The sequence below is a fragment of the Streptomyces sp. NBC_01296 genome, from assembly GCF_035984415.1.
Taxonomy (GTDB): Bacteria; Actinomycetota; Actinomycetes; order Streptomycetales; family Streptomycetaceae; genus Streptomyces.
Genome location: NZ_CP130720.1, coordinates 5,414,714 through 5,433,823 on the forward strand (window position 1 = coordinate 5,414,714; position 19,110 = coordinate 5,433,823).

Annotated in this window: 21 protein-coding genes; 13 read left to right on the forward strand and 8 right to left on the reverse strand. The window is 70.5% G+C overall.

The features are described 5' to 3' along the window. Positions 1-37 precede the first annotated feature (37 nt). Entirely contained in the window at positions 38-517 is a 480-nt protein-coding gene (locus tag OG299_RS24565) for an SsgA family sporulation/cell division regulator (RefSeq protein ID WP_327362638.1), read from the reverse strand. A gap of 269 nt (positions 518-786) precedes the next feature. Here OG299_RS24565 and OG299_RS24570 point away from each other — a divergent pair, with 269 nt between their 5' ends. Both OG299_RS24570 and OG299_RS24575 read left to right on the forward strand, forming a co-directional pair. After that, positions 787-2,379 (forward strand): RDD family protein, encoded by a 1,593-nt coding sequence (locus OG299_RS24570; RefSeq protein ID WP_327362639.1) that lies wholly within the window; start codon positions 787-789, stop codon positions 2,377-2,379. Positions 2,380-2,490: 111 nt separating this feature from the next. Next, complete coding sequence (locus OG299_RS24575; RefSeq protein WP_327362640.1) at positions 2,491-3,243, forward strand: RDD family protein; 753 nt, start codon at positions 2,491-2,493, stop codon at positions 3,241-3,243. 39 nt (positions 3,244-3,282) lie between these two features. Here the strand turns inward: OG299_RS24575 and OG299_RS24580 are convergent, their stop codons facing one another. Next, entirely contained in the window at positions 3,283-3,624 is a 342-nt protein-coding gene (locus OG299_RS24580) for a hypothetical protein (protein ID WP_266628908.1), read from the reverse strand. A 384-nt stretch (positions 3,625-4,008) separates the two neighbouring features. On the opposite strand from OG299_RS24580, the gene OG299_RS24585 reads away from it, so the two are divergent. Both OG299_RS24585 and OG299_RS24590 read left to right on the forward strand, forming a co-directional pair. Further along, positions 4,009-6,420: an immune inhibitor A domain-containing protein gene (locus tag OG299_RS24585; protein ID WP_266628910.1), complete on the forward strand. Its 2,412-nt coding sequence runs from the start codon at positions 4,009-4,011 to the stop codon at positions 6,418-6,420. A 112-nt stretch (positions 6,421-6,532) separates the two neighbouring features. Then, complete coding sequence (locus tag OG299_RS24590) at positions 6,533-6,835, forward strand: hypothetical protein (RefSeq protein ID WP_266628912.1); 303 nt, start codon at positions 6,533-6,535, stop codon at positions 6,833-6,835. A 4-nt stretch (positions 6,836-6,839) separates the two neighbouring features. Here the strand turns inward: OG299_RS24590 and OG299_RS24595 are convergent, their stop codons facing one another. Both OG299_RS24595 and OG299_RS24600 read right to left on the reverse strand, forming a co-directional pair. Beyond that, on the reverse strand, positions 6,840-7,442 hold the full coding sequence (locus tag OG299_RS24595; protein WP_266628914.1) for an isochorismatase family protein: 603 nt from the start codon (positions 7,440-7,442) through the stop codon (positions 6,840-6,842). A gap of 103 nt (positions 7,443-7,545) precedes the next feature. Further along, a complete protein-coding gene (locus OG299_RS24600) occupies positions 7,546-8,874 on the reverse strand; it encodes a nicotinate phosphoribosyltransferase (RefSeq protein WP_266628916.1) in 1,329 nt (442 codons plus the stop codon). A gap of 81 nt (positions 8,875-8,955) precedes the next feature. On the opposite strand from OG299_RS24600, the gene clpS reads away from it, so the two are divergent. The 7 genes from clpS (at position 8,956) to OG299_RS24635 (ending at position 13,688) form a co-directional block, all read left to right on the forward strand. Next, positions 8,956-9,270, forward strand: a complete 315-nt coding sequence (clpS, locus tag OG299_RS24605; RefSeq protein ID WP_030866534.1) for an ATP-dependent Clp protease adapter ClpS — start codon at positions 8,956-8,958, stop codon at positions 9,268-9,270. After that, positions 9,270-9,887 (forward strand): DUF2017 domain-containing protein, encoded by a 618-nt coding sequence (locus tag OG299_RS24610; protein WP_266628918.1) that lies wholly within the window; start codon positions 9,270-9,272, stop codon positions 9,885-9,887. Before clpS ends, OG299_RS24610 begins: the two co-directional genes overlap by 1 nt. Positions 9,888-10,235: 348 nt before the next feature. Next, the gene (locus tag OG299_RS24615; RefSeq protein WP_266628920.1) at positions 10,236-11,696 is read left to right on the forward strand and encodes an amino acid permease; all 1,461 of its coding nucleotides are present in this window, start codon (positions 10,236-10,238) and stop codon (positions 11,694-11,696) included. Positions 11,697-11,772: 76 nt separating this feature from the next. Further along, positions 11,773-12,195 carry a M67 family metallopeptidase gene (locus OG299_RS24620; RefSeq protein ID WP_266628922.1) on the forward strand — a complete coding sequence of 141 codons (423 nt, stop codon included), beginning with the start codon at positions 11,773-11,775 and terminating at the stop codon, positions 12,193-12,195. A gap of 77 nt (positions 12,196-12,272) precedes the next feature. Beyond that, positions 12,273-12,380, forward strand: a complete 108-nt coding sequence (locus OG299_RS24625; protein ID WP_311318620.1) for a putative leader peptide — start codon at positions 12,273-12,275, stop codon at positions 12,378-12,380. Between the two features lie 79 nt (positions 12,381-12,459). Next, the gene (locus OG299_RS24630) at positions 12,460-12,738 is read left to right on the forward strand and encodes a MoaD/ThiS family protein (protein ID WP_266628924.1); all 279 of its coding nucleotides are present in this window, start codon (positions 12,460-12,462) and stop codon (positions 12,736-12,738) included. Next, positions 12,738-13,688 carry a PLP-dependent cysteine synthase family protein gene (locus tag OG299_RS24635; protein WP_266628926.1) on the forward strand — a complete coding sequence of 317 codons (951 nt, stop codon included), beginning with the start codon at positions 12,738-12,740 and terminating at the stop codon, positions 13,686-13,688. The genes OG299_RS24630 and OG299_RS24635 overlap by 1 nt, the downstream gene beginning before the upstream one ends. A 195-nt stretch (positions 13,689-13,883) precedes the next feature. On the opposite strand, the gene OG299_RS24640 is transcribed toward OG299_RS24635, so the two are convergent. Together OG299_RS24640 and OG299_RS24645 are read right to left on the reverse strand one after the other, a co-directional pair. After that, entirely contained in the window at positions 13,884-14,252 is a 369-nt protein-coding gene (locus tag OG299_RS24640) for a DUF488 domain-containing protein (RefSeq protein ID WP_266628928.1), read from the reverse strand. Continuing rightward, entirely contained in the window at positions 14,252-14,671 is a 420-nt protein-coding gene (locus OG299_RS24645; RefSeq protein WP_266628930.1) for a hypothetical protein, read from the reverse strand. Before OG299_RS24645 ends, OG299_RS24640 begins: the two co-directional genes overlap by 1 nt. 204 nt (positions 14,672-14,875) lie before the next feature. On the opposite strand from OG299_RS24645, the gene OG299_RS24650 reads away from it, so the two are divergent. Beyond that, positions 14,876-15,628 (forward strand): MBL fold metallo-hydrolase, encoded by a 753-nt coding sequence (locus OG299_RS24650; protein WP_266628932.1) that lies wholly within the window; start codon positions 14,876-14,878, stop codon positions 15,626-15,628. Between the two features lie 115 nt (positions 15,629-15,743). Here OG299_RS24650 and OG299_RS24655 read toward each other — a convergent pair whose 3' ends face one another. After that, positions 15,744-17,000: a PTS transporter subunit EIIC gene (locus OG299_RS24655; RefSeq protein WP_327362641.1), complete on the reverse strand. Its 1,257-nt coding sequence runs from the start codon at positions 16,998-17,000 to the stop codon at positions 15,744-15,746. Between the two features lie 287 nt (positions 17,001-17,287). Next, positions 17,288-18,589, reverse strand: a complete 1,302-nt coding sequence (locus OG299_RS24660; RefSeq protein ID WP_266628936.1) for a PTS transporter subunit EIIC — start codon at positions 18,587-18,589, stop codon at positions 17,288-17,290. Positions 18,590-18,784: 195 nt separating this feature from the next. Here OG299_RS24660 and OG299_RS24665 point away from each other — a divergent pair, with 195 nt between their 5' ends. Beyond that, entirely contained in the window at positions 18,785-19,069 is a 285-nt protein-coding gene (locus OG299_RS24665) for a PTS sugar transporter subunit IIB (RefSeq protein ID WP_078987119.1), read from the forward strand. Positions 19,070-19,110 lie beyond the last annotated feature (41 nt).

Here is a 19,110-nt window from a genome sequence, read left to right on the forward strand (position 1 = left end):
GGTATGGAACGCACGAGGCTGAGATGGCGGATCCGCATCACAGGTCGCCGTCCGCCGACTCGTCCGACGGCCACGGGTCCCGCATCCACAGGTCGTCGGCCGGGGTCGGCGTGAGCAGCTCCGCCAGCGCGTCGTCCAGGCCCAGCCGGTCCGCCTCGGTGCCGGGCGGGACCACGCGCAGCGTGCGCTCCAGCCAGGCCGACACCGAGCCGGCCGGGGCCTCCAGCAGCGCGTCGCCGTCGGGGGAGGTCAGGGCCATGCAGAGGACGGCCTTGTTGTCGACCTTCGTGGGCCAGATCCGGACGTCTCCGTGGCCGCACGGACGGAACACCCCCTCGACCAGCAGCTCGCGGGCGAAGGTCCAGTTGACCGGGGTGCTGGAGCCGGTGTGGAAGGTGACGTGCACGGCGTACGGGTCGTCCGTCAGGTAGACCAGCCGGGCGGGGACGGCGACGCTGCGCTCAGGGGACAGGACCAGCTTCAGTTCCAGCTCGCGCTCGATGACGGGGTGGTGCATGGCGGCCTCACTTCGGGATCTCCGGTTCGTGTCGCAGGGCCGGGTTCGCGCCCCACACCCGGTGAGAGCGCCGATGTGCCCGGGTATGACGCGACTTCGCGCACCGAATCGGGGATTGGCCGGATCCTGTTGGGTGACCGAAAACAGCCGTATGGGGCGGCGTTCGCTCAAAGGCTTGGTTTCTCCCGTTACCGGACCTGTCGGGGCACGGTTCTTGGCTATGGTCCTCCCCTTGCACAAGCCTCAAGCCACGATCGGAGTTGGGGACATTGACGGCCTCCCCTGGTGACGGCGAGCACGCGGCCCGCGAGGGCTACTACCCCGATCCGTCCATCCCCGGGTTCGTCCGGTACTGGAACGGCCTCAACTGGGTCCCGGGTACGAGCCGCCCTGCCGCCCGGTCCGACGAGACGGGCCCGGTGTTCCTGGACGAGACCGGCGTGACCGAGGCGCTGCCCGAACCCGAGCTCGAACCCGAGCCCGCACCCGTCGCCCGGCCCGCCGTACCCGCACCCGCGGCGACGCCCGCCTGGCAGGCCGACCCGCTGCACCAGTCCGGCTTCGGCGGGCCCCGCGACCACCGGGTGTCCTGGGGCAGCCCGCCGCTGCCGGAGCCCGACCCGGGGCACGCGCCGGCCCGTTCGGCGGGGGTCTCGCTGGGCCGCGGGCCGCGCCCGGAGCCCCTGGACGCGGCCGAACGGCCGGAGCGCGGGCCGGGGGTGTCCTTCGCCCGTACGCCGTCCGCCGCGGCGGCGGCCACCGCGGAGCGGTTCCCCGCGCAGGCCGCGGCGCGGGGCTCCGCCGAGGGCGTGGGAATCCTGTCCGCGCGCTCCCCGGCCGCCCAGGCCCCGGCGCCTGCTCCGGCTCCCGCACCTGCTCCGGCCCCGGCCCCGGCGCCTGCTCCCGCTCCCGTCGAGCCCGAGTGGCCCGCCGCCCCCGGCGCCGGCGCCGGGCCGTCCGGGCTCACCTCCTCGTGGCCGCAGACCCCGCTGCGGCGCGACCCGGCACCGCGGCGCGACCCGGTGGCGCCCCGGCCCGAGCCCGAGGCCCCGGCGGCCTGGGACGCGCGGCCTGAGCCAGAGGCCCCGATGCTCCGCGACCCGGTGGCGCGCCCCGAGCCCGAGACGCCGGTCCGGCGCGACCCGGCTGCCGCCGCCTCGGCAGCGGCCCGGTCCGTGCATGCGCCGTCGTCGCCGTCGCCGTCGCCGTCTGCGCAGGCCCCGGCGGTCCGTCGGCCCGCCGCAGGGTCCGCCCCGGCTTCGGCCCCCGCCCCCCGGCAGGCGGCCGCCCCCGCCGAGGCGGATCACGACCTCGAGGCGCCGGCGGCACCGGAAGCCGGCCGCACGGCCCCCCGGCCCACCGAGCGGGCCGTCTTCGAGCGGATGGCGGAGCGGGCCGTCCGCCCCGCCGGGCTGGTGCGCCGGGCCCTCGCCCGCACGCTGGACACCCTCGTACTCGGCGCGGTCGCGGTGGGGACCGCCTGGCCCCTCGTACCCGCGGCCACCGCCCATCTCGAGGCCAAGGTCGACGCCGCGAAGGGCAGCGGCCGGACCACCACCGTGTGGCTGTTCGACAGCACCATGGCCGGATACCTCGGCCTCGTCCTGGGCGCCGTACTGCTCTTCGGGGTGTTCTACGAGGCGCTGCCCACCGCCCGCTGGGGCCGCACCCCCGGCAAGAAGCTCCTCGGGATCCGGGTGCTGTCCGCCGCCACGCTCCGCCCGCCCACGTTCGGCGCGGCCCTGCGCCGCTGGCTGGTGTACGCGTTCCTCGGGCTCCCCGGCAGCCTCTGGTGCCTGGTGGACCGGCCCCGCCGCCGGGGCTGGCACGACCGGGCGGCCAGGACGTACGTGGCCCGCTGAGGCCCGGCAGGGGGCCGCGGGGGGACGCCGGGGGCGGCCGCCGGGGGGCGCCTTCCCCCGAACGGACGCCGTCCCGTTGCAGGGTTCGCGGGGCCGGGTTCGACTCGGGCCATGAGTACCGATCAGCCGCCGCCGGGCCAGCCGCCCGAGGACGACCCGTTCCTCAAGAAGCCCCAGGAACCGACGCCTCCGTCGGGCGGTTCGCCGTACGGCCCGCCGCCGGGAGGCCCGACCCCGCCCCCGGGCGGCGCCCCTCCGCCGCCGGGAGGCCCCTACGGCGGCGCGGGCGGCGGCGGATACCCGCCCCCGCCGCCCCCGCACGGCGGCGGCCCGGGTGACCCGTACGGCGGGGGCGGCGGCTACGGCATGCCCGATCCGCTCGCGGGGATGCCCCCGCTGGCCGACTTCGGCAAGCGGCTCGGGGCCCGCATCATCGACGTGGTCATCGTGCTCGTGCCGCTGTTCCTGATCCAGCTGGCGTTCGGCACCAACCGCTACGCGGTCGAGACGAACAAGGGGGAGGACGTCAGCCAGGTCTTCACCAAGTCGTACAGCGGCAGCGGTCTGGCCATGACGCTGATCTCGATCGTCCTGTTCGTCGGCTACGACTGGTGGTTCGCCAAGAAGGACGGCAGGACCATCGGCAAGAAGGCCCTCGGGCTGCGCGTCGCGATGCTCAACGACGGCAGCGTCCCGCAGTCCGGCGCGGCCCTCGGGCGGGCCGCCATGCTCTGGCTGCCGGCGCTCCTGTGCTGCCCCTGCCTGTGGCAGATCGTGCTGATCGTGTCGATCCTCGTGGACAAACCGTACAAGCAGGGCCTGCACGACAAGGTGGGCAAGACCGTGGTGGTGAGTGCGGCGTAGCGACGAGGAGGACCGGCGTGCGGCTGGGCGTCCTGCGGCTCAGTGGTGCACCGGCTGTTCGACGGCGGCCGCCCGGGGCTCAGGCACCCGGGCGGCCGCCGCGTCCGCGGGGCCCACGGGGACCGGTTCGGGCGTGATTTCGGCAACACCGGGGGAAACGGCAGGGGTACGGGCGGGGGCTCCGGCGGGGGCGGCGTGCCGGCCGCGGCGGCGGGGGCTCGCGGCGGTGAGCGCGACGAGCAGTCCGAGGGCCAGTGCGGCGGTGGTGATGACGGCGATCCCGCGCCCCGTGCCCGTCTGCGAGAGCAGCAGCATGGCGATCGTCGACACGACGACGGTGGCGGACCCGTAGAACAACTGGGCGGCAGTCGGACGCGGCATGGCGGTATCCGTCCTCAAGGCGGGGAGGGGGAGTCTGCTCAACTAGGTCGCGCGTCAAGCGACTCTACGTCGGGGGATTCCCGAGCGGAACCGCCAGTAAGCGTGACCTAACCCACGGTGCCCGGAGCACGGGGGGCGCACGGGTTCACCCACCCGTCCCACAGTGTGGTCAGGACGCGCCCTTCGTCCTATATGGCAGAGGAACGTCCGGATACCGGAACTCCCTGACCGCATAGTGCAGTTGTAAGGAAGAAGTCAAGGTCTGTCTTTTCTTTAGACTCTCCGGTCAAATGTCGTCACTTGAGACGCGCGCCGCGCGGAACCCCCCACTCCTTTGGAGACGTTCCGACCTGTGTCGCGGCCGCGGGAGGGGAACGACATCAAGTGACCAGCAATTCCAGCCGTCGACGAGCGCTGCGTGCCGCAGCCGTCGGTGTGACCCTGGCCGCGACTGCGGCTTCCGGCGCCTTCCTCGTCACTGCCCAGGCCTCCGACAAGCCGTCGACCGCGGCCACCGTGGAGCGCCAGGACCCGGCCGCCCCCGCGAAGGAGCAGGTCCAGCACAACCTGAAGGGCCCGTTCAGCGACCAGCAGGCCCAGGCCCGCGAAGCCGCCCTTGACCAGGTGCTGTCGGGCAAGAAGACCGTCGAGCAGCGGGGCGCCTCCAAGGTCGTCAAGCTCGACGACAAGAAGTACGTCGAGCTCGGCCGCGAGAAGACCGACAAGATCTTCACGATCCTCGTCGAGTTCGGCGACCAGGTCGACAGCACGACCATGTTCGACCCGGACGGTCCGGACGGCCCGAAGCCGGCCGTCCCGAAGTACGGCGGCACCCCCGGTCCGCTGCACAACACCATCGCGCAGCCCGACCGTGCCAACAACAACAGCACGGCCTGGCGCAAGGACTTCAGCCGCGACTACTTCCAGGACCTGTACTTCGGTACCGGTCAGGGCAAGGACTCGCTGAAGACCTACTACGAGAAGACCTCCTCGGGTCGCTACTCGGTCGACGGCCAGGTCGCCGACTGGGTCAAGATCCCGAACAACGAGGCCCGTTACGGCTCGAACTACTGCGGTCAGACCAACTGCGCCAACGTGTGGGACACCGTCCGTGACGGTGTCAACGCGTGGGTCGCCGGCCAGAAGAAGGCCGGCAAGACCGACGCCGAGATCAAGGCCACGCTGGCGCAGTACGACCAGTGGGACCGCAACGACTTCGACGGCGACGGCAACTTCAACGAGCCCGACGGCTACATCGACCACTTCCAGATCGTCCACGCGGGCGAGGACGAGTCGGCCGGCGGCGGTGTCCAGGGCACCAACGCGCTGTGGGCGCACCGCTGGTACGCCTACGGCACCGACGCGGGCAAGACCGGCCCGGCCGGCAACAAGGCCGGCGGCACCCAGATCGGCGACACCGGCATCTGGGTCGGCGACTACACGATGCAGCCGGAGAACGGCGGCCTCGGCGTCTTCGCGCACGAGTACGGCCACGACCTCGGTCTGCCGGACCTCTACGACACCTCCGGTGGCGGCGAGAACTCGGTCGGCTTCTGGTCCCTGATGTCCGCCGGCTCCTGGCTCGGCGAGGGCAAGGACTCCATAGGCGACATGCCGGGCGACATGACCGCCTGGGACAAGCTCCAGCTGGGCTGGCTGAACTACGACACGGCCAAGGCCGCGACGAAGTCCACCCACAAGCTGGGTGTTTCGGAGTTCAACACCAAGGACAAGCAGGCGCTGGTCGTCGAGCTGCCGAAGAAGCAGGTCAAGACCGACATCGTCGCTCCCGCCGAGGGCTCCTCGCAGTGGTGGAGCAACATGGGTGACGACCTCAAGAACACCCTCACCCGCTCGGTCGACCTGACCGGCAAGTCCTCCGCCGCACTGGGCCTCAAGGGCTGGTGGGACATCGAGAAGGACTACGACTACCTCTACACCGAGGTGTCCACCGACGGGGGCGCCACCTGGACCGTCCTGAACGGCACCGCCAATGGCAAGGCCATCCCGGCCGACGCCGCGGGCAACGCCGGTCTGACCGACGTCTCGGGCGGCTGGCAGGACCTGAAGTTCCCGCTCGACGCCTACGCCGGCAAGAAGATCGACCTCCGCTTCCGCTACCAGACGGACGGCGGCGCGGGCGGCAAGGGCTTCACCGCCGACGCCCTCGCGATCACCGCGGACGGCCAGACCCTGTTCACCGACGGCGCCGAGAACGGCGACAACGGCTGGACCGGCAAGGGCTTCTCCCGCGTCGGTTCCGGGTTCACCAAGGAGTACCCGCAGTACTACATCGCGGAGAACCGGCGCTACGTCTCGTACGACTCCACCCTCAAGGTGGGCCCGTACAACTTCGGCTGGGCCAACTCCAAGCCGGGCTGGGTCGAGCACTACCCGTACCAGGACGGCCTGCTGATCTGGCTGTGGGACAAGTCCCAGAAGGACAACAACACCAGCCAGCACCCGGGCTCGGGTCTGATCCTCCCGATCGACGCCAACGCCAAGCCGATGAAGTGGGCGGACGGCACCCTGCTGCGCAACAAGATCCAGCCGTACGACGCGACGTTCAGCGCGTACTCGACGGACGCGTTCACCCTGCACAAGAACGGTGAGTCGCTGTTCCTGAAGCCGAAGCCCACGAACCTGGTCTTCGACGACCACAAGGGCAAGTACTACTACGACGAGAACCCGACCGGTTCGGTGAAGGTCGCTGACACCAACACCAAGATCAAGATCGTGAAGGAGCCGTACGACGGTCTCCAGATGACGGTCGAGGTCGGCCCCGCCGCCAAGTAATTCGGTAAACCTGCAGGTCAAAGCATGATCGGCCGTCGCCCTCTAGCGGGCGGCGGCCGATCGCGTTTAGATGCGGGTGCGAGTTTTCTTATTGACGGGGGAGCTGAAGATCATGCCAGGTGGAGGTTTCGTCAGATTGCCGGGCGGCAGCGTGGTGGTCGCGCTCACGCTGCCGAGGCCGTGCGGCGAGGGCGGAAACGTCCGTGTGCTGGTACACGCCGCGAACCGGGCCCGCGCCCTGACCAGGCTGCGGAACCTCGGGATGCGGGCCGTGTACCTGCGCGGCAACGCGCAGCCGCCGACCCCCGACGAGGTCACGGCCGTCCTGCACCACCCGGACGGGCTGCTGTGGCGCGGAGCCCCGGACCGGGCCCAGGAGCTCTGGCACCCGATCCGCGCCCTGCTGGGCGGCTAGGCCGTCACGGGCTCTGGCGGGGGCTCTCGCCGACGAGCCCGACCCCGGCCGTCCGGAGCTCCTCGACCGCCCGCGCGGCGGTGTGGGGGGCCACGGCGGCCGTCAGGTCCAGCAGCACGCGGGTGGCGAAGCCCTCGCGGGCGGCGTCGAGGGCCGTGGCGCGCACGCAGTGGTCGGTGGCGATCCCGACGACGTCGACTTCGGTGACCTGGCGGTCGCGCAGCCACCGGGCGAGCGGGGTGCCGTTCTCGTCGGCGCCCTCGAACCCGCTGTACGCGGCCTCGTGCGCCCCCTTGTCGAAGACGGCGGCGACGGCCCCGGAGGCGACCGCGGGCGCGAAGTTCGGGTGGAACCCGACGCCCTCGGTGCCGGCGACGCAGTGCACCGGCCAGGAGGTCTCGAAGTCCGGCTCGGCCGGGGGGTGCGCGAAGTGCGGACCGGGGTCGACGTGGTGGTCGCGGGTGGCGACGACGTGCCGGTAGCCGGCCGTGGCCTGGCCGATCAGCTCGGTGATCGCGGCGGCGACGTCGGCCCCTCCGGTGACCGCGAGGCTGCCGCCTTCGCAGAAGTCGTTCTGTACGTCGACGACGATCAGTGCGCGGTGCATGTCGCGTGTCCTTCGGTTGTCGTATGTGCCGCTGCGCGGGCTCTTCCCCCGCCCCGCCCCTCCCCGAAACCGGGGGCGCCGCCCCCGGTCCCCGGGCGGGCCGCTACGCGTACTCGGTGGGGATCACGGCCTCGCCCCGCGACAGCTGCGTCGCGGAGAGCGGGAGGCTCGCGAGGGCCTCGCGGTGCCGCTCGCGCACGGCCTCCAGGGACTCCCGCGCCACCACCTCACCGCCCTTGACCAGCTGGACCAGCAGCTGCGTGTCCGCCAGCGCCGTCGGCACCTGCCCGGTCCCGACGACCTCCGCCTCCGCGACCCCCTCCGCGTCCGCCCGCCGCGCAGCCCACTTGCGGCCGCCGATCGAGGTCTTCCCGCCCGTGGACTTCTTCGCCACCGGCACCAGCGGAGCCTTGGGGTCCGCCGACGCGGCCCGCGCCACCAGCTTGTAGACCATCGAGCACGTCGGGTGCCCGCTGCCCGTCACCAGCTGCGTGCCGACCCCGTACGCGTCCACCGGGGCCGCCGCCAGCGAGGCGATGGCGTACTCGTCGAGGTCGGAGGTGACCACGATCTTCGTCGCCGTCGCCCCCAGCTCGTCCAGCTGCTGCCGCACCCGGTGCGCGACCAGCAGCAGGTCGCCGGAGTCGATCCGGACCGCCCCCAGCCCCGTACCGGCGACCTCGACGGCCGTCCGCACGGCCTCCGCCACGTCGTACGTGTCCACCAGCAGGGTCGTCCCGCTGCCCAGCGAGGCCACCTGGGCCTGGAAGGCGTCCCGCTCGGTGTCGTGCACCAGCGTGAAGGCGTGCGCCGAGGTCCCGACCGTCGGGATCCCGTACCGGAAGCCGGCCGCCAGGTCCGAGGTGGAGGTGAAGCCGCCGACGTACGCGGCGCGCGAGGCCGCCACCGCCGCCAGCTCGTGGGTGCGCCGCGCGCCCATCTCGATCAGCGGCCGGTCGCCGGCCGCCGAGGCCATCCGCGAGGCCGCGGCCGCGATGGCCGAGTCGTGGTTGAGGATCGACAGGATGACCGTCTCCAGCAGCACGCACTCGGCGAAGCTGCCCTCGACGCGCAGGACCGGCGACCCGGGGAAGTAGACCTCGCCCTCCGGGTAGCCCCAGATGTCTCCCGAGAAGCGGTACGAGGACAGCCAGTCCAGGGTCCGCATGTCGACGACGGCCCGCTCGCGCAGGAACTCCAGCACCGCGCTGTCGAACCGGAAGTTCTCCACCGCGTCCAGGACGCGGCCGGTGCCGGCCACCACCCCGTAGCGCCGCCCCTCGGGCAGCCGCCGGGTGAAGACCTCGAAGACCGACCGGCGGTCGGCGGTGCCGTTCGCCAGGGCGGCCTGCAGCATCGTGAGCTCGTAATGATCCGTGAAGAGCGCTGTCGACGGCACGTCCACCGGCAGGCCCAGGTCCGCAGGGTTCATGTCACGGATGCTAGCGCACATTTCGTCAAAGTGACGAGATCTCGGGACCCGTTTGTGCGACCGGCCGGTCGCAGTGGCAGCATGGGACAAGTGAGTGTTGCTCCCATTGAGATCGAACGCACCGAGTCGGCCGAAGAGACCTTCGCGGTCCCCGAACCCGACGTTCCCTGGGTGACCCTGGTGCACAACGACCCGGTCAACCTCATGAGCTACGTGACGTACGTGTTCCAGGCGTACTTCGGCTATTCCAAGGACAAGGCGCACAAGCTGATGCTCGACGTCCACCACAAGGGGCGGGCGATCGTGTCCAGCGGCACCCGCGAGGAAATGGAGCGCGACGTGCAGGCCATGCACGGCTACGGCCTGTGGGCGACCCTCTCCCAGGACCGCATCTGATGGGGCGGTCCGCAGGGATGTTCGAAGCCCTCGAGGGCGGCGGCGCCACCGTCGCGCTGGACGAGATCGAGATCTCCATCCTGCGCTCCCTCGCCGTCCAGCTGCTGGAGCTCATCGGTCCGGGCGCGCCCGAGCCCGACGAGGACGCCGACCCGCTGGCCGTGCTGTTCGCCGAAGGCAACGAGGGGCCCACCGAGCGCCCCTCCGACCCCGCCCTGATCCGGCTCTTCCCCGACGCCTACGGCGGCCCCGGCCCCGAGGACCGGAAGGTGGACCCGGAGGAGCTCGCCGCCCGGTCGGCGGAATTCCGCCGGTTCACCGAGAACGACCTGCGCAGCCGCAAGCGGGAGGACGCGCTGGCCGTCGTGCGCAGCCTGGACGCGCTCACCCCCGGCGGTGACGGGGCGGCCGTGCTCGAGCTCACCGGGGAGCTCCCGCTGCGCTGGCTGGGGGCGCTCAACGACCTGCGCCTGACCATCGCGGCCCGCCTGGACATCACCGAGGACGACGAGGGCGCGATGCTCTTCCGGCTGCCGGACGACGACCCCCGCAAGCCGATGGTGATGGCCTACCTGTGGCTCGGCGGCCTCCAGGAAACGCTCATCGAAACCCTCTGAGAACCCTCGGAACCCTCAGGAAAGCCTCAAATGCGAACACTGTTCGCGCAGTGTTCGCTCAGCGGACGCTCAAATCCGGATAACGATCAGATCACCGCGATGCGGTGATCTGATTCTTTTTTGGATCTTTGTCCTGAATTCGATGTGCCTCAGGTCACTTTTCCGCGCCGCGGCCACCCGTAAGCCCGTGATAAATCTTCACGACCGCCGACGGGGCGCCACCCATGTCCCCCGGCCGCTTGAACCGGCTGACCGCCGGGTGCAACTCCATCCGTATCCGGGGGGATCGAGGACCCGATCCGCTGCCTTCGAAGGCGCGGGTCGGCGTGGAGAAAGGCGCACCAAGACATGACCTCTGTGCAGGTCGAGCAGCACGACAGGACGCCCGGCGAGGACGCCGCGGCCGAGGGCGGCGAGGGTTACCACCGCGCACTCGGAGCCCGCCAGATCCAGATGATCGCGATCGGCGGAGCCATCGGCACCGGCCTCTTCCTGGGCGCCGGCAAGGCCATCTCGAAGGCCGGCCCGAGCCTGATCCTGGCCTACGCCATCGCGGGCCTGGTCATCTTCTTCATCATGCGCGCCCTGGGCGAGCTGCTGATGTACCGCCCGGTCTCGGGCTCCTTCTCGGACTACGCCCGAGAGTTCCTCGGCCCCTTCTGGGGGTACGCGACCGGCTGGACGTACTGGCTCTTCTGGGTGGTCACCGGTATCACCGAGGTGACCGCGGCGGCCAAGTACATGTCGTACTGGACCCACGACAGCTTCCCGCAGTGGGCCTACGCGCTGATCTTCACGGTCATCCTCTACGCCGCCAACCTGATCTCGGTGAAGCTCTTCGGCGAGCTCGAGTTCTGGTTCTCGATGGTCAAGGTCACCGCCATCGTCGGCATGATCCTGATCTGCGCCGGCATCCTCACCGTCGGCTTCTCCGACGCGGCCGCGACCGCCTCCGTCTCCAACCTGTGGAGCGACCGCGGCTTCTTCCCCAACGGCATCGGCGAGACGCTGATGACGCTGCAGATCGTCATGTTCGCCTTCCTCGCGGTCGAGCTGGTCGGCGTCACCGCCGGCGAGTCCAAGGACCCCGAGAAGACCCTGCCCAAGGCCATCAACACCGTGCCGTGGCGCATCGCCGTCTTCTACGTCGGCGCCCTCATCATGATCATGTCGGTCATCCCGTGGTCCAACTTCAAGGCGGGCGAGAGCCCGTTCGTGCTGGCCTTCGAGAAGATGGGCCTCGGCGTCGGCGCCGCGATCGTCAACTTCGTCGTCCTGACCGCCGCGCTGTCCTCCTGCAACTCGGGCATGTACTCCACCGGCCGCATGCTGCGCGACCTCGCCCTCAACGGCCAGGGCCCGAAGTTCTTCACCAAGCTCACCAGGAGCGGCACCCCGCTCGTGGGCACCACCTTCTCCGCCGCGCTGATGCTGGTGGGCGTCTGGATCAACTACGTCGCCCCGGGCAAGGCCTTCGACTACGTCGTCTCCTTCGCCACCATCTCCGGCATGTGGGCCTGGATCATGATCCTCGTCTGCCAGATCCGCTACCGCGCCAAGGCCGACCGCGGCGAGCTGCCGCAGTCCCCGTTCCGGGCGCCCGGCGCCCCGTGGAGCAGCTGGTTCGCCCTGCTGTTCATCGGCATGGTCATCGTGATGATGGGCATCGACAAGGACTCCCGCGTCTCGCTGTACTGCGCGCCGCTGTGGGGCCTGATCCTGGGCGTCTCCTACCTGGTGCTCAAGAAGCGCAACCCGGCCGGAGCCGCCTTCAACAAGGCCGACAGGGCCTCGGAGCCGGTCGCCTGACCGATCCTGTCCAGCATCCGGGCCCTCCCGTACCACGCCTCGGTACGGGAGGGCCCGTCTGCTTATCCTGTCGCTCATGCTGACCCTCACCCAGGCGCTGTACGACCAGATCGTCGAGCACGCCCGCAAGGACCACCCGGACGAGGCGTGCGGTGTCGTGGCCGGACCGGCGGGCACCGACCGCCCCGAGCGGTTCGTCCCGATGCTCAATGCGGCCCGCTCGCCCACGTTCTACGAGTTCGACTCGAAGGATCTGCTGAAGCTGTACCGCGAGCTCGACGACCGGGACGAGGAGCCCGTGATCGTCTACCACTCGCACACCGCGACCGAGGCCTACCCCTCCCGTACGGACATCACGTACGCGAACGAGCCGGGCGCCCACTACGTCCTGGTCTCCACGCGGGACACCGACGGCCTCGGGGAGTTCCAGTTCCGCTCGTACCGGATCGTCGAAGGGGTCATCACGGAGGAGGAAGTGCAGGTCGTAGAGGCCTACTGACCACGATGTGAGCGGTTTGCGTCCACGATGCGGGATCACACTCCAAACGGGGGACCGGGAATCGTTAACATGACCGCATGGTTCCCCACGACGTGAGCATCGAGACGCCCAGCAGGCTGCTGCTTGTGGCGCGGCTGCACGTCGACCTGTGCCGCCTCGCCAGCAGCATCTGTCCTGCCGCCTGAGCACCACAGGCCCTCGCGCGGGGGCCATGCGCCGCGCGCCCTTAGCCCCTCCCGCTTTACTTCACAACTGGAGCCTGCCATGGCCATCGAGGTCCGCATCCCGACCATCCTCCGCACCTACACCGACGGCGAGAAGGCCGTCAACGGTGAGGGCACCACGCTGTCCGAGCTCTTCGCGGACCTCGAGACGCGCCACAAGGGCATCGAGGAGCGCATCGTCGACGGCGGCAAGCTGCGCCGCTTCGTGAACGTCTACCTCAACGACGAGGACGTCCGCTTCCTCGACGGCATCTCCACCGCCCTCAAGGACGGCGACTCCGTCACCATCCTCCCGGCGGTCGCCGGCGGCTCCGTCTGATGCGCTACGACTCCCCGCTGGCCGCCGTCGGCAACACGCCGCTGGTCCGGCTGCCCCGCCTGTCGCCCTCGGACGACGTCCGCATCTGGGCCAAGCTGGAGGACCGGAACCCGACCGGCTCGATCAAGGACCGCCCCGCGCTCCACATGGTCGAGCAGGCCGAGAAGGACGGCCGGCTGACCCCCGGCTGCACGATCCTGGAGCCCACCTCGGGCAACACCGGCATCTCGCTCGCGATGGCGGCCAAGCTCAAGGGCTACCGGATCGTGTGCGTCATGCCGGAGAACACCTCGCAGGAGCGGCGTGACCTCCTGGCCATGTGGGGAGCCGAGATCATCTCGTCGCCGGCGGCGGGCGGATCGAACACCGCGGTCCGGGTGGCCAAGGAGCTGGCCGCGGAGCACCCCGACTGGGTGATGCTCTACCAGTACGGGAACCCGGACAACGCGGGCGCCCACTACGCGACGACCGGCCCCGAGATCCTGCGGGACCTCCCCTCGATCACCCACTTCGTGGCGGGCCTGGGCACGACGGGCACCCTGATGGGCGTAGGCCGCTACCTGCGCGAGCACGTGCCCGGCGTACGGATCGTCGCGGCGGAGCCGCGGTACGACGACCTCGTGTACGGCCTGCGCAACCTGGACGAGGGCTTCGTCCCGGAGCTGTACGACGCCTCGGTCCTGACGACCCGCTTCTCGGTGGGCTCGGCGGACGCGGTGACCCGCACCCGGGAACTCCTCCAGCAGGAGGGCATCTTCGCGGGCGTCTCCACGGGAGCCGCCCTGCACGCGGCGATCGGCGTGGCCCGCAAGGCGGTGGACGCCGGCGAGACGGCGGACATCGTCTTCGTCGTGGCCGACGGCGGCTGGAAGTACCTCTCGACGGGCGTCTACACCGCCGCCACGACGGAGGAAGCGATCGAAACCCTCCAGGGCCAGCTCTGGGCGTAGCCCCTGGTCCTGCAGGCCCCCCTCGCACCGCCGGGCCGGCCCCCGCGCCTCACACGCAAGGGGCCCCGGCCCCGGGATCCCCCGCCTCGTGGAACCCGGCCCCGCCGGTGTGTGAGGCGCGGGGTTCGGGGCCGGCCCCCGCGCCTCACACGCAAGGGGGTCCGGACGGCCCGGCCGGGATACCTGTGCCGGGAATCAGCCGGACAAGAGGTCCGACAGGATGGCGGCGTGGCTCGACGCGGGGTCCTTGACCGCCGTCAGGAGGGTGATCGGGCCATCCGCGGCCAGCGCGCGCAGTCGGTCCAGCTCCGCCACCGCCTCCGGCGCCGCCAGCTCCGCCTCGTAGCGGGCCCGGAACTCCTGCGCCGTGCCCCCGCCCCCGTGGTACCACTTGCGCAGTTCCCCGGACGGCGTCACCGCCTTGGGCCATTCGTCCACGCCCGCCACCGCCTTCGCCAGGCCCCGCGGCCACAGCCGGTCCACGAGGACCCGTACGCCGTCCTCCTCCGGCGCCGGAGGGTCGTACACCCGCCGCACTCGCACCACCCGCCGCACCCGCCCCATCAGCCGCCACCTCCGAGCCCCTTGACCTCGTCCCACACCGCAGGGTCCAGCACCCCCAGCCGGCTCCGGAACTCCCACACCCACACCTCCGCCGGCCGGTCCGCCTCCAGGAAGCTCGCCCGGCCCTGCGCACCCACCGTCCCCGGCGGCAGCGGGATCACCCCGGCCCGCCGGTCGTCGTACTTCCCGGTGATCCACGCGACCCGCGCCCGGTGGGCCCGTACGGACGACACCGCCAGCACCAGGCACAGCCGCCCGTCCGCCAGACACCACAGCTCACCCGCCCGCGGCCGCGGCGGCGCACCCGGCCCGTGCGGCGGCGGGGCCCGCCGGGGCATCCCCGGCCGACGCCCCGCGACCAGCACCACCAGCACCACGGCCACCACCGCGGCCGCCGCGGGCCACCAGGACGTGTCCATATTCCGAAGGTAGCCGCGCCCGGACCCCTCAGCACGGCAGGTACCGGCACGCCCGTGCCCACCGTCGCTCCCCCGGGTGACAGCACAGGTGATTCCCCCCACAACGGCCTGCCGCGGAGGAGCGACCTGACGTTTCGCGCCTTACGCTCGACCCACGCACGGCCCGCATTCCGTCCACGGACCGTCCCCGGAGGTTCTCGCTCCATGAAGCTCACCGTCGTCGGCTGCTCGGGGTCGTTCCCGTCCGCGGAATCGGCCTGTTCGAGCTACCTCGTCGAGGCCGACGGCTTCCGGCTGCTCCTCGACATGGGCAACGGCGCCCTGGGCGAGCTGCAGCGCCACGTCGGTCTCTACGACCTCGACGCGATCTTCCTGAGCCATCTGCACGCCGACCACTGCATCGACATGTGCGCCTACTTCGTCGCCCGCTACTACCGGCACGAGGGCGGCCGCTGCGGCACCATCCCCGTCTACGGCCCCGAAGGCACCGAGAAGCGCCTGACGACCGCTTACGAGGACGTCCCCGACGAGCGCTCCATGAGCGAGGTCTTCGACTTCCGGACCCTGAAGTCCGGCAGCTTCGAGATCGGACCTTTCACCGTCCGCACCGAGCGGGTCGCCCACCCCGTCGAGGCCTACGGCATCCGCGTCGAGCACGGCGGCCGCTCCCTCGCGTACTCGGGCGACACGGGCGCCTGCCCCGAGCTGGGGATGCTCGCCGAGGGCGCGGACCTGTTCCTGTGCGAGGCCTCCTTCACGCACGGCAAGGAGGACATCCCGGGCCTCCACCTCAACGGCCGCGAGGCCGGGGAGTTCGCGCGCGGCGGCAAGGTCGGCCGGCTCGTCCTGACGCACATCCCGCCGTGGACGGACGCCCGCCAGAACCTCGCCGACGCCCGCGCGGTCCACGACGGCCCGGTCGACCTCGCGTACGCGGGCGCCGTCTACGAGGTCTGAGCACCGCCGTACCGCCGTACCGCCGTACCGCCGTACCGCCGTACCGCCGTACGACGAAGCCCCCGTCCTCCCTTCCGGGAGAGCGGGGGCTTCGTCGTACGTACGGCCGGTCTGCCTACTTGGCCTCGGCCTTGAGCAGCTCCGCGAGCTCCTCGTCGGACTCGCGGCCCGGCGTCGGGAGGTTGAACCTCGTGATCGCGAAGCGGAAGACCACGTAGTAGACCACCGCGAAGCACAGGCCGACGACCGCCAGGCCCAGGGGGTTGGTGGCCTTGCCCAGGTTCAGCAGGTAGTCGATGGCGCCGGCGGAGAAGCCGAAGCCGTCCTTCATGCCGAGCCCCCAGGTCAGCGCCATGGAGACACCGGTCAGCACCGCGTGGATCGCGTACAGGACCGGGGCGATGAACATGAACGTGAACTCGATCGGCTCGGTGACACCGGTGACGAAAGAGGTCAGCGCGAGGGAGAACATCATGCCGCCGACGACCTTGCGGCGCTCGGGGCGGGCACAGTGGACGATCGCGAGGCAGGCCGCCGGGAGGGCGAACATCATGATCGGGAAGAAGCCGGTCATGAACTGGCCGGCGCTCGGGTCGCCGGCCAGGAAGCGGGAGATGTCGCCGCTCTTGCCCTGGTAGTCGCCGGCCTGGAACCACGGGAAGGAGTTCAGCAGGTGGTGCATGCCGACCGGGATCAGCGCACGGTTGGCGACACCGAAGATGCCCGCGCCGACCGCGCCGGAGCCGACCAGCCACTCACCGAAGCTGTGCAGACCCGTGCCGAGGACCGGCCAGATCAGGCCGAAGACGATGCCGATGACGAGTCCGGCGAAGGCGGAGAGGATCGGTACCAGGCGGCGGCCGCCGAAGAAGCCCGCCCACTCGGGCAGCTTCGTCCGGTAGAACTTCTGGTAGAGCAGCGCGACGACGATGCCCATCACGACACCGCCGAGCACCTTCGCGTCGACGGGGGCGTCCACGAGGGCGACCTTGTGGTCGACGACCGTCTCGACCTGCGGCAGGTTCGGGTCCGTGAAGGTGCCCAGGACCTTGGAGAAGACCAGGTAGCCGGTCACCGCGGCGAGTGCGGTCGAGCCGTCGGACTTCTTGGCGAAGCCGATCGCGATGCCGACGGCGAACAGCAGGGCCATGTTGGCGAGGATCGCGCCGCCGCCGGCCGACATGTAACCGGCGATCTTGGTGAGGAAGCCCGGGAGCGAGGGGTCGCCGAGCATGTCCTTGTCGCCGAGGCGGACGAGCAACGCGGCGGCCGGGAGCACCGCAACGGGGAGCATGAGGCTCCGGCCGATGCGCTGCATGACGGCCATCACGCCCGCGCCCTTCTTCTTTTCCGCAGCGGTGGCTGTGGACATGAGGTTCCTCCAGAAGGCAAGGCGCCGCCCAGGGAGTACAAACGGGGGATGGCGGCGTCTCAAAATGGGGGTACGCGAGCTCCGAACCGGGCCTGCGTGGTCTACACCAATCCGTGGTGTAGACCAGTTGTAGCATGGTCGGGGATAGATAAGGAACCTTCGATTTCCTGTGGTCTACGCCACACTTGACCCACGGGGGCGACCGGGAGTCCGGGACAAGCGGAAGGCCCCCGGATCCGTGGATCCGAGGGCCTTGCGCGGCGCGGGGTTCGTTACCCCTTCGTGCCCTACGCCTTGGTGTTGTCCGCCTCCATCGCGGCGATCTCCTCGTCCGATTCCCGGCCCGGGGTCGGGATGTCGAACTTCGTGATCGCGAAGCGGAATACGGCGTAGTACACCACCGCGAAGCACAGGCCGATCGGAATGATTAGCAAGGGCTTCGTCGCCAGGCCGAAGTTGATGAGGTAGTCGATCAGGCCCGCCGAGAAGCTGAACCCGTCGTGGACGCCCAGCGCCCACGTCACCGCCATCGACACGCCCGTCAGCACCGCATGGATCGCGTACAGCACCGGCGCGACGAAGAGGAACGAGTACTCGATCGGCTCCGTGATGCCCGTGACGAACGAGGTCAGGCCGACCGACAGCATCAGGCCGGCGACCTCCTTGCGCCGCTGCGGCTTCGCGCAATGGGTGATCGCCAGCGCCGCCGCCGGGAGCGCGAACATCATGATCGGAAAGAAGCCGGTCAGGAACTGCCCGGCGTTCGGGTCGCCCGCCAGGAACATGTTGATGTCACCGTGCACCGTCGTCCCGTCCGGCTTGGTGTAGCTGCCGAACTGGAACCACACCGGCACGTTCAGGAACTGGTGCAAGCCGATCACCAGCAGCGCGCGGTTGGCCACACCGAAGATGCCGGCGCCCCAGGAGCTCAGCCCCACCAGCCAGTCGGAGAAGCTCTCCAGCGCGCTGCCGACCGGCGGCCAGATCCACAGGCAGAGCGCGGCGAACCCGATCGCCACGAACGACATGATGATCGGCACCAGCCGGCGGCCGTTGAAGAAGCCCAGCCAGTCGACCAGCTTCACCCGGTGGAAGCGCTGCCAGAACCAGGCGGCCAGCAGGCCCATGATGATGCCGCCGAACACGCCGGGGTTCTGGTACGTGAACTCCACGAAGGTGTTGTTCGGTCCCAGACAGCCGCCGCCGATGTCCGTGGTGCCGACCGGGCAGATGTTGGGGAAGGCGTGCAGCACGCCCCGGTAGACGAGGAAGCCCGCCACCGCCGCGAGGGCCGTCGAACCGTCCGCCTTCTTGGCCATGCCGATCGCGACACCGATGCAGAAGAGCAGCGGCAGCCCGATGTCCGCGTTCAGCAGGGCGCCGCCCGCGGCCACCATCACCTTGGCCACGATCGTCCAGTTCAGGCCGTCCTCGCCCAAGACGCCGGGCTGCCCCAGCCCGTTGAGGAGCCCGGCCGCGGGCAGCACCGCGATCGGCAGCTGGAGGCTCCGCCCCATCTTCTGCAGCCCGGGGTACAAGCCGCTCCACCACTTCGGCTGCGGTGCTGCTGCGGCGCTGCTCGCGCTCATCGGCGTCCTCCCTGGCAGGCCCGTTTGGGCACGTGCGTCCGGTGCGGCACACTGGTGTAGACCACTTATGATGCGGTCGCATTCACCCGCCCGGAGGGCAGGTTGCTGCTGATCGTCATCATTCGACAGAAGCGGGACCCGCGCTCGCGTAGCTGGGCCAACAGTGGGCTACCGTGACAAAGCGGACCGCGCTGGCTGGAACAGGGCCGCCGAGACTCGTTCTTCGTAGAACTCAGGGAGAAACACATGGCCACCAAGGCTGAGAAGATCGTCGCCGGGCTCGGCGGCATCGACAACATCGAAGAGGTCGAGGGCTGCATCACCCGCCTGCGCACCGAGGTCATCGACCCCAGCAAGGTCGACGAGGCCGCCCTGAAGGCCGCCGGCGCCCACGGCGTCGTGAAGATGGGCACCGCGATCCAGGTCGTCATCGGCACCGACGCCGACCCGATCGCCGCCGACATCGAAGACATGATGTGAGCACGGTATGAGCACGGTGTGAGCCGAGTTCCCGCTCGCAC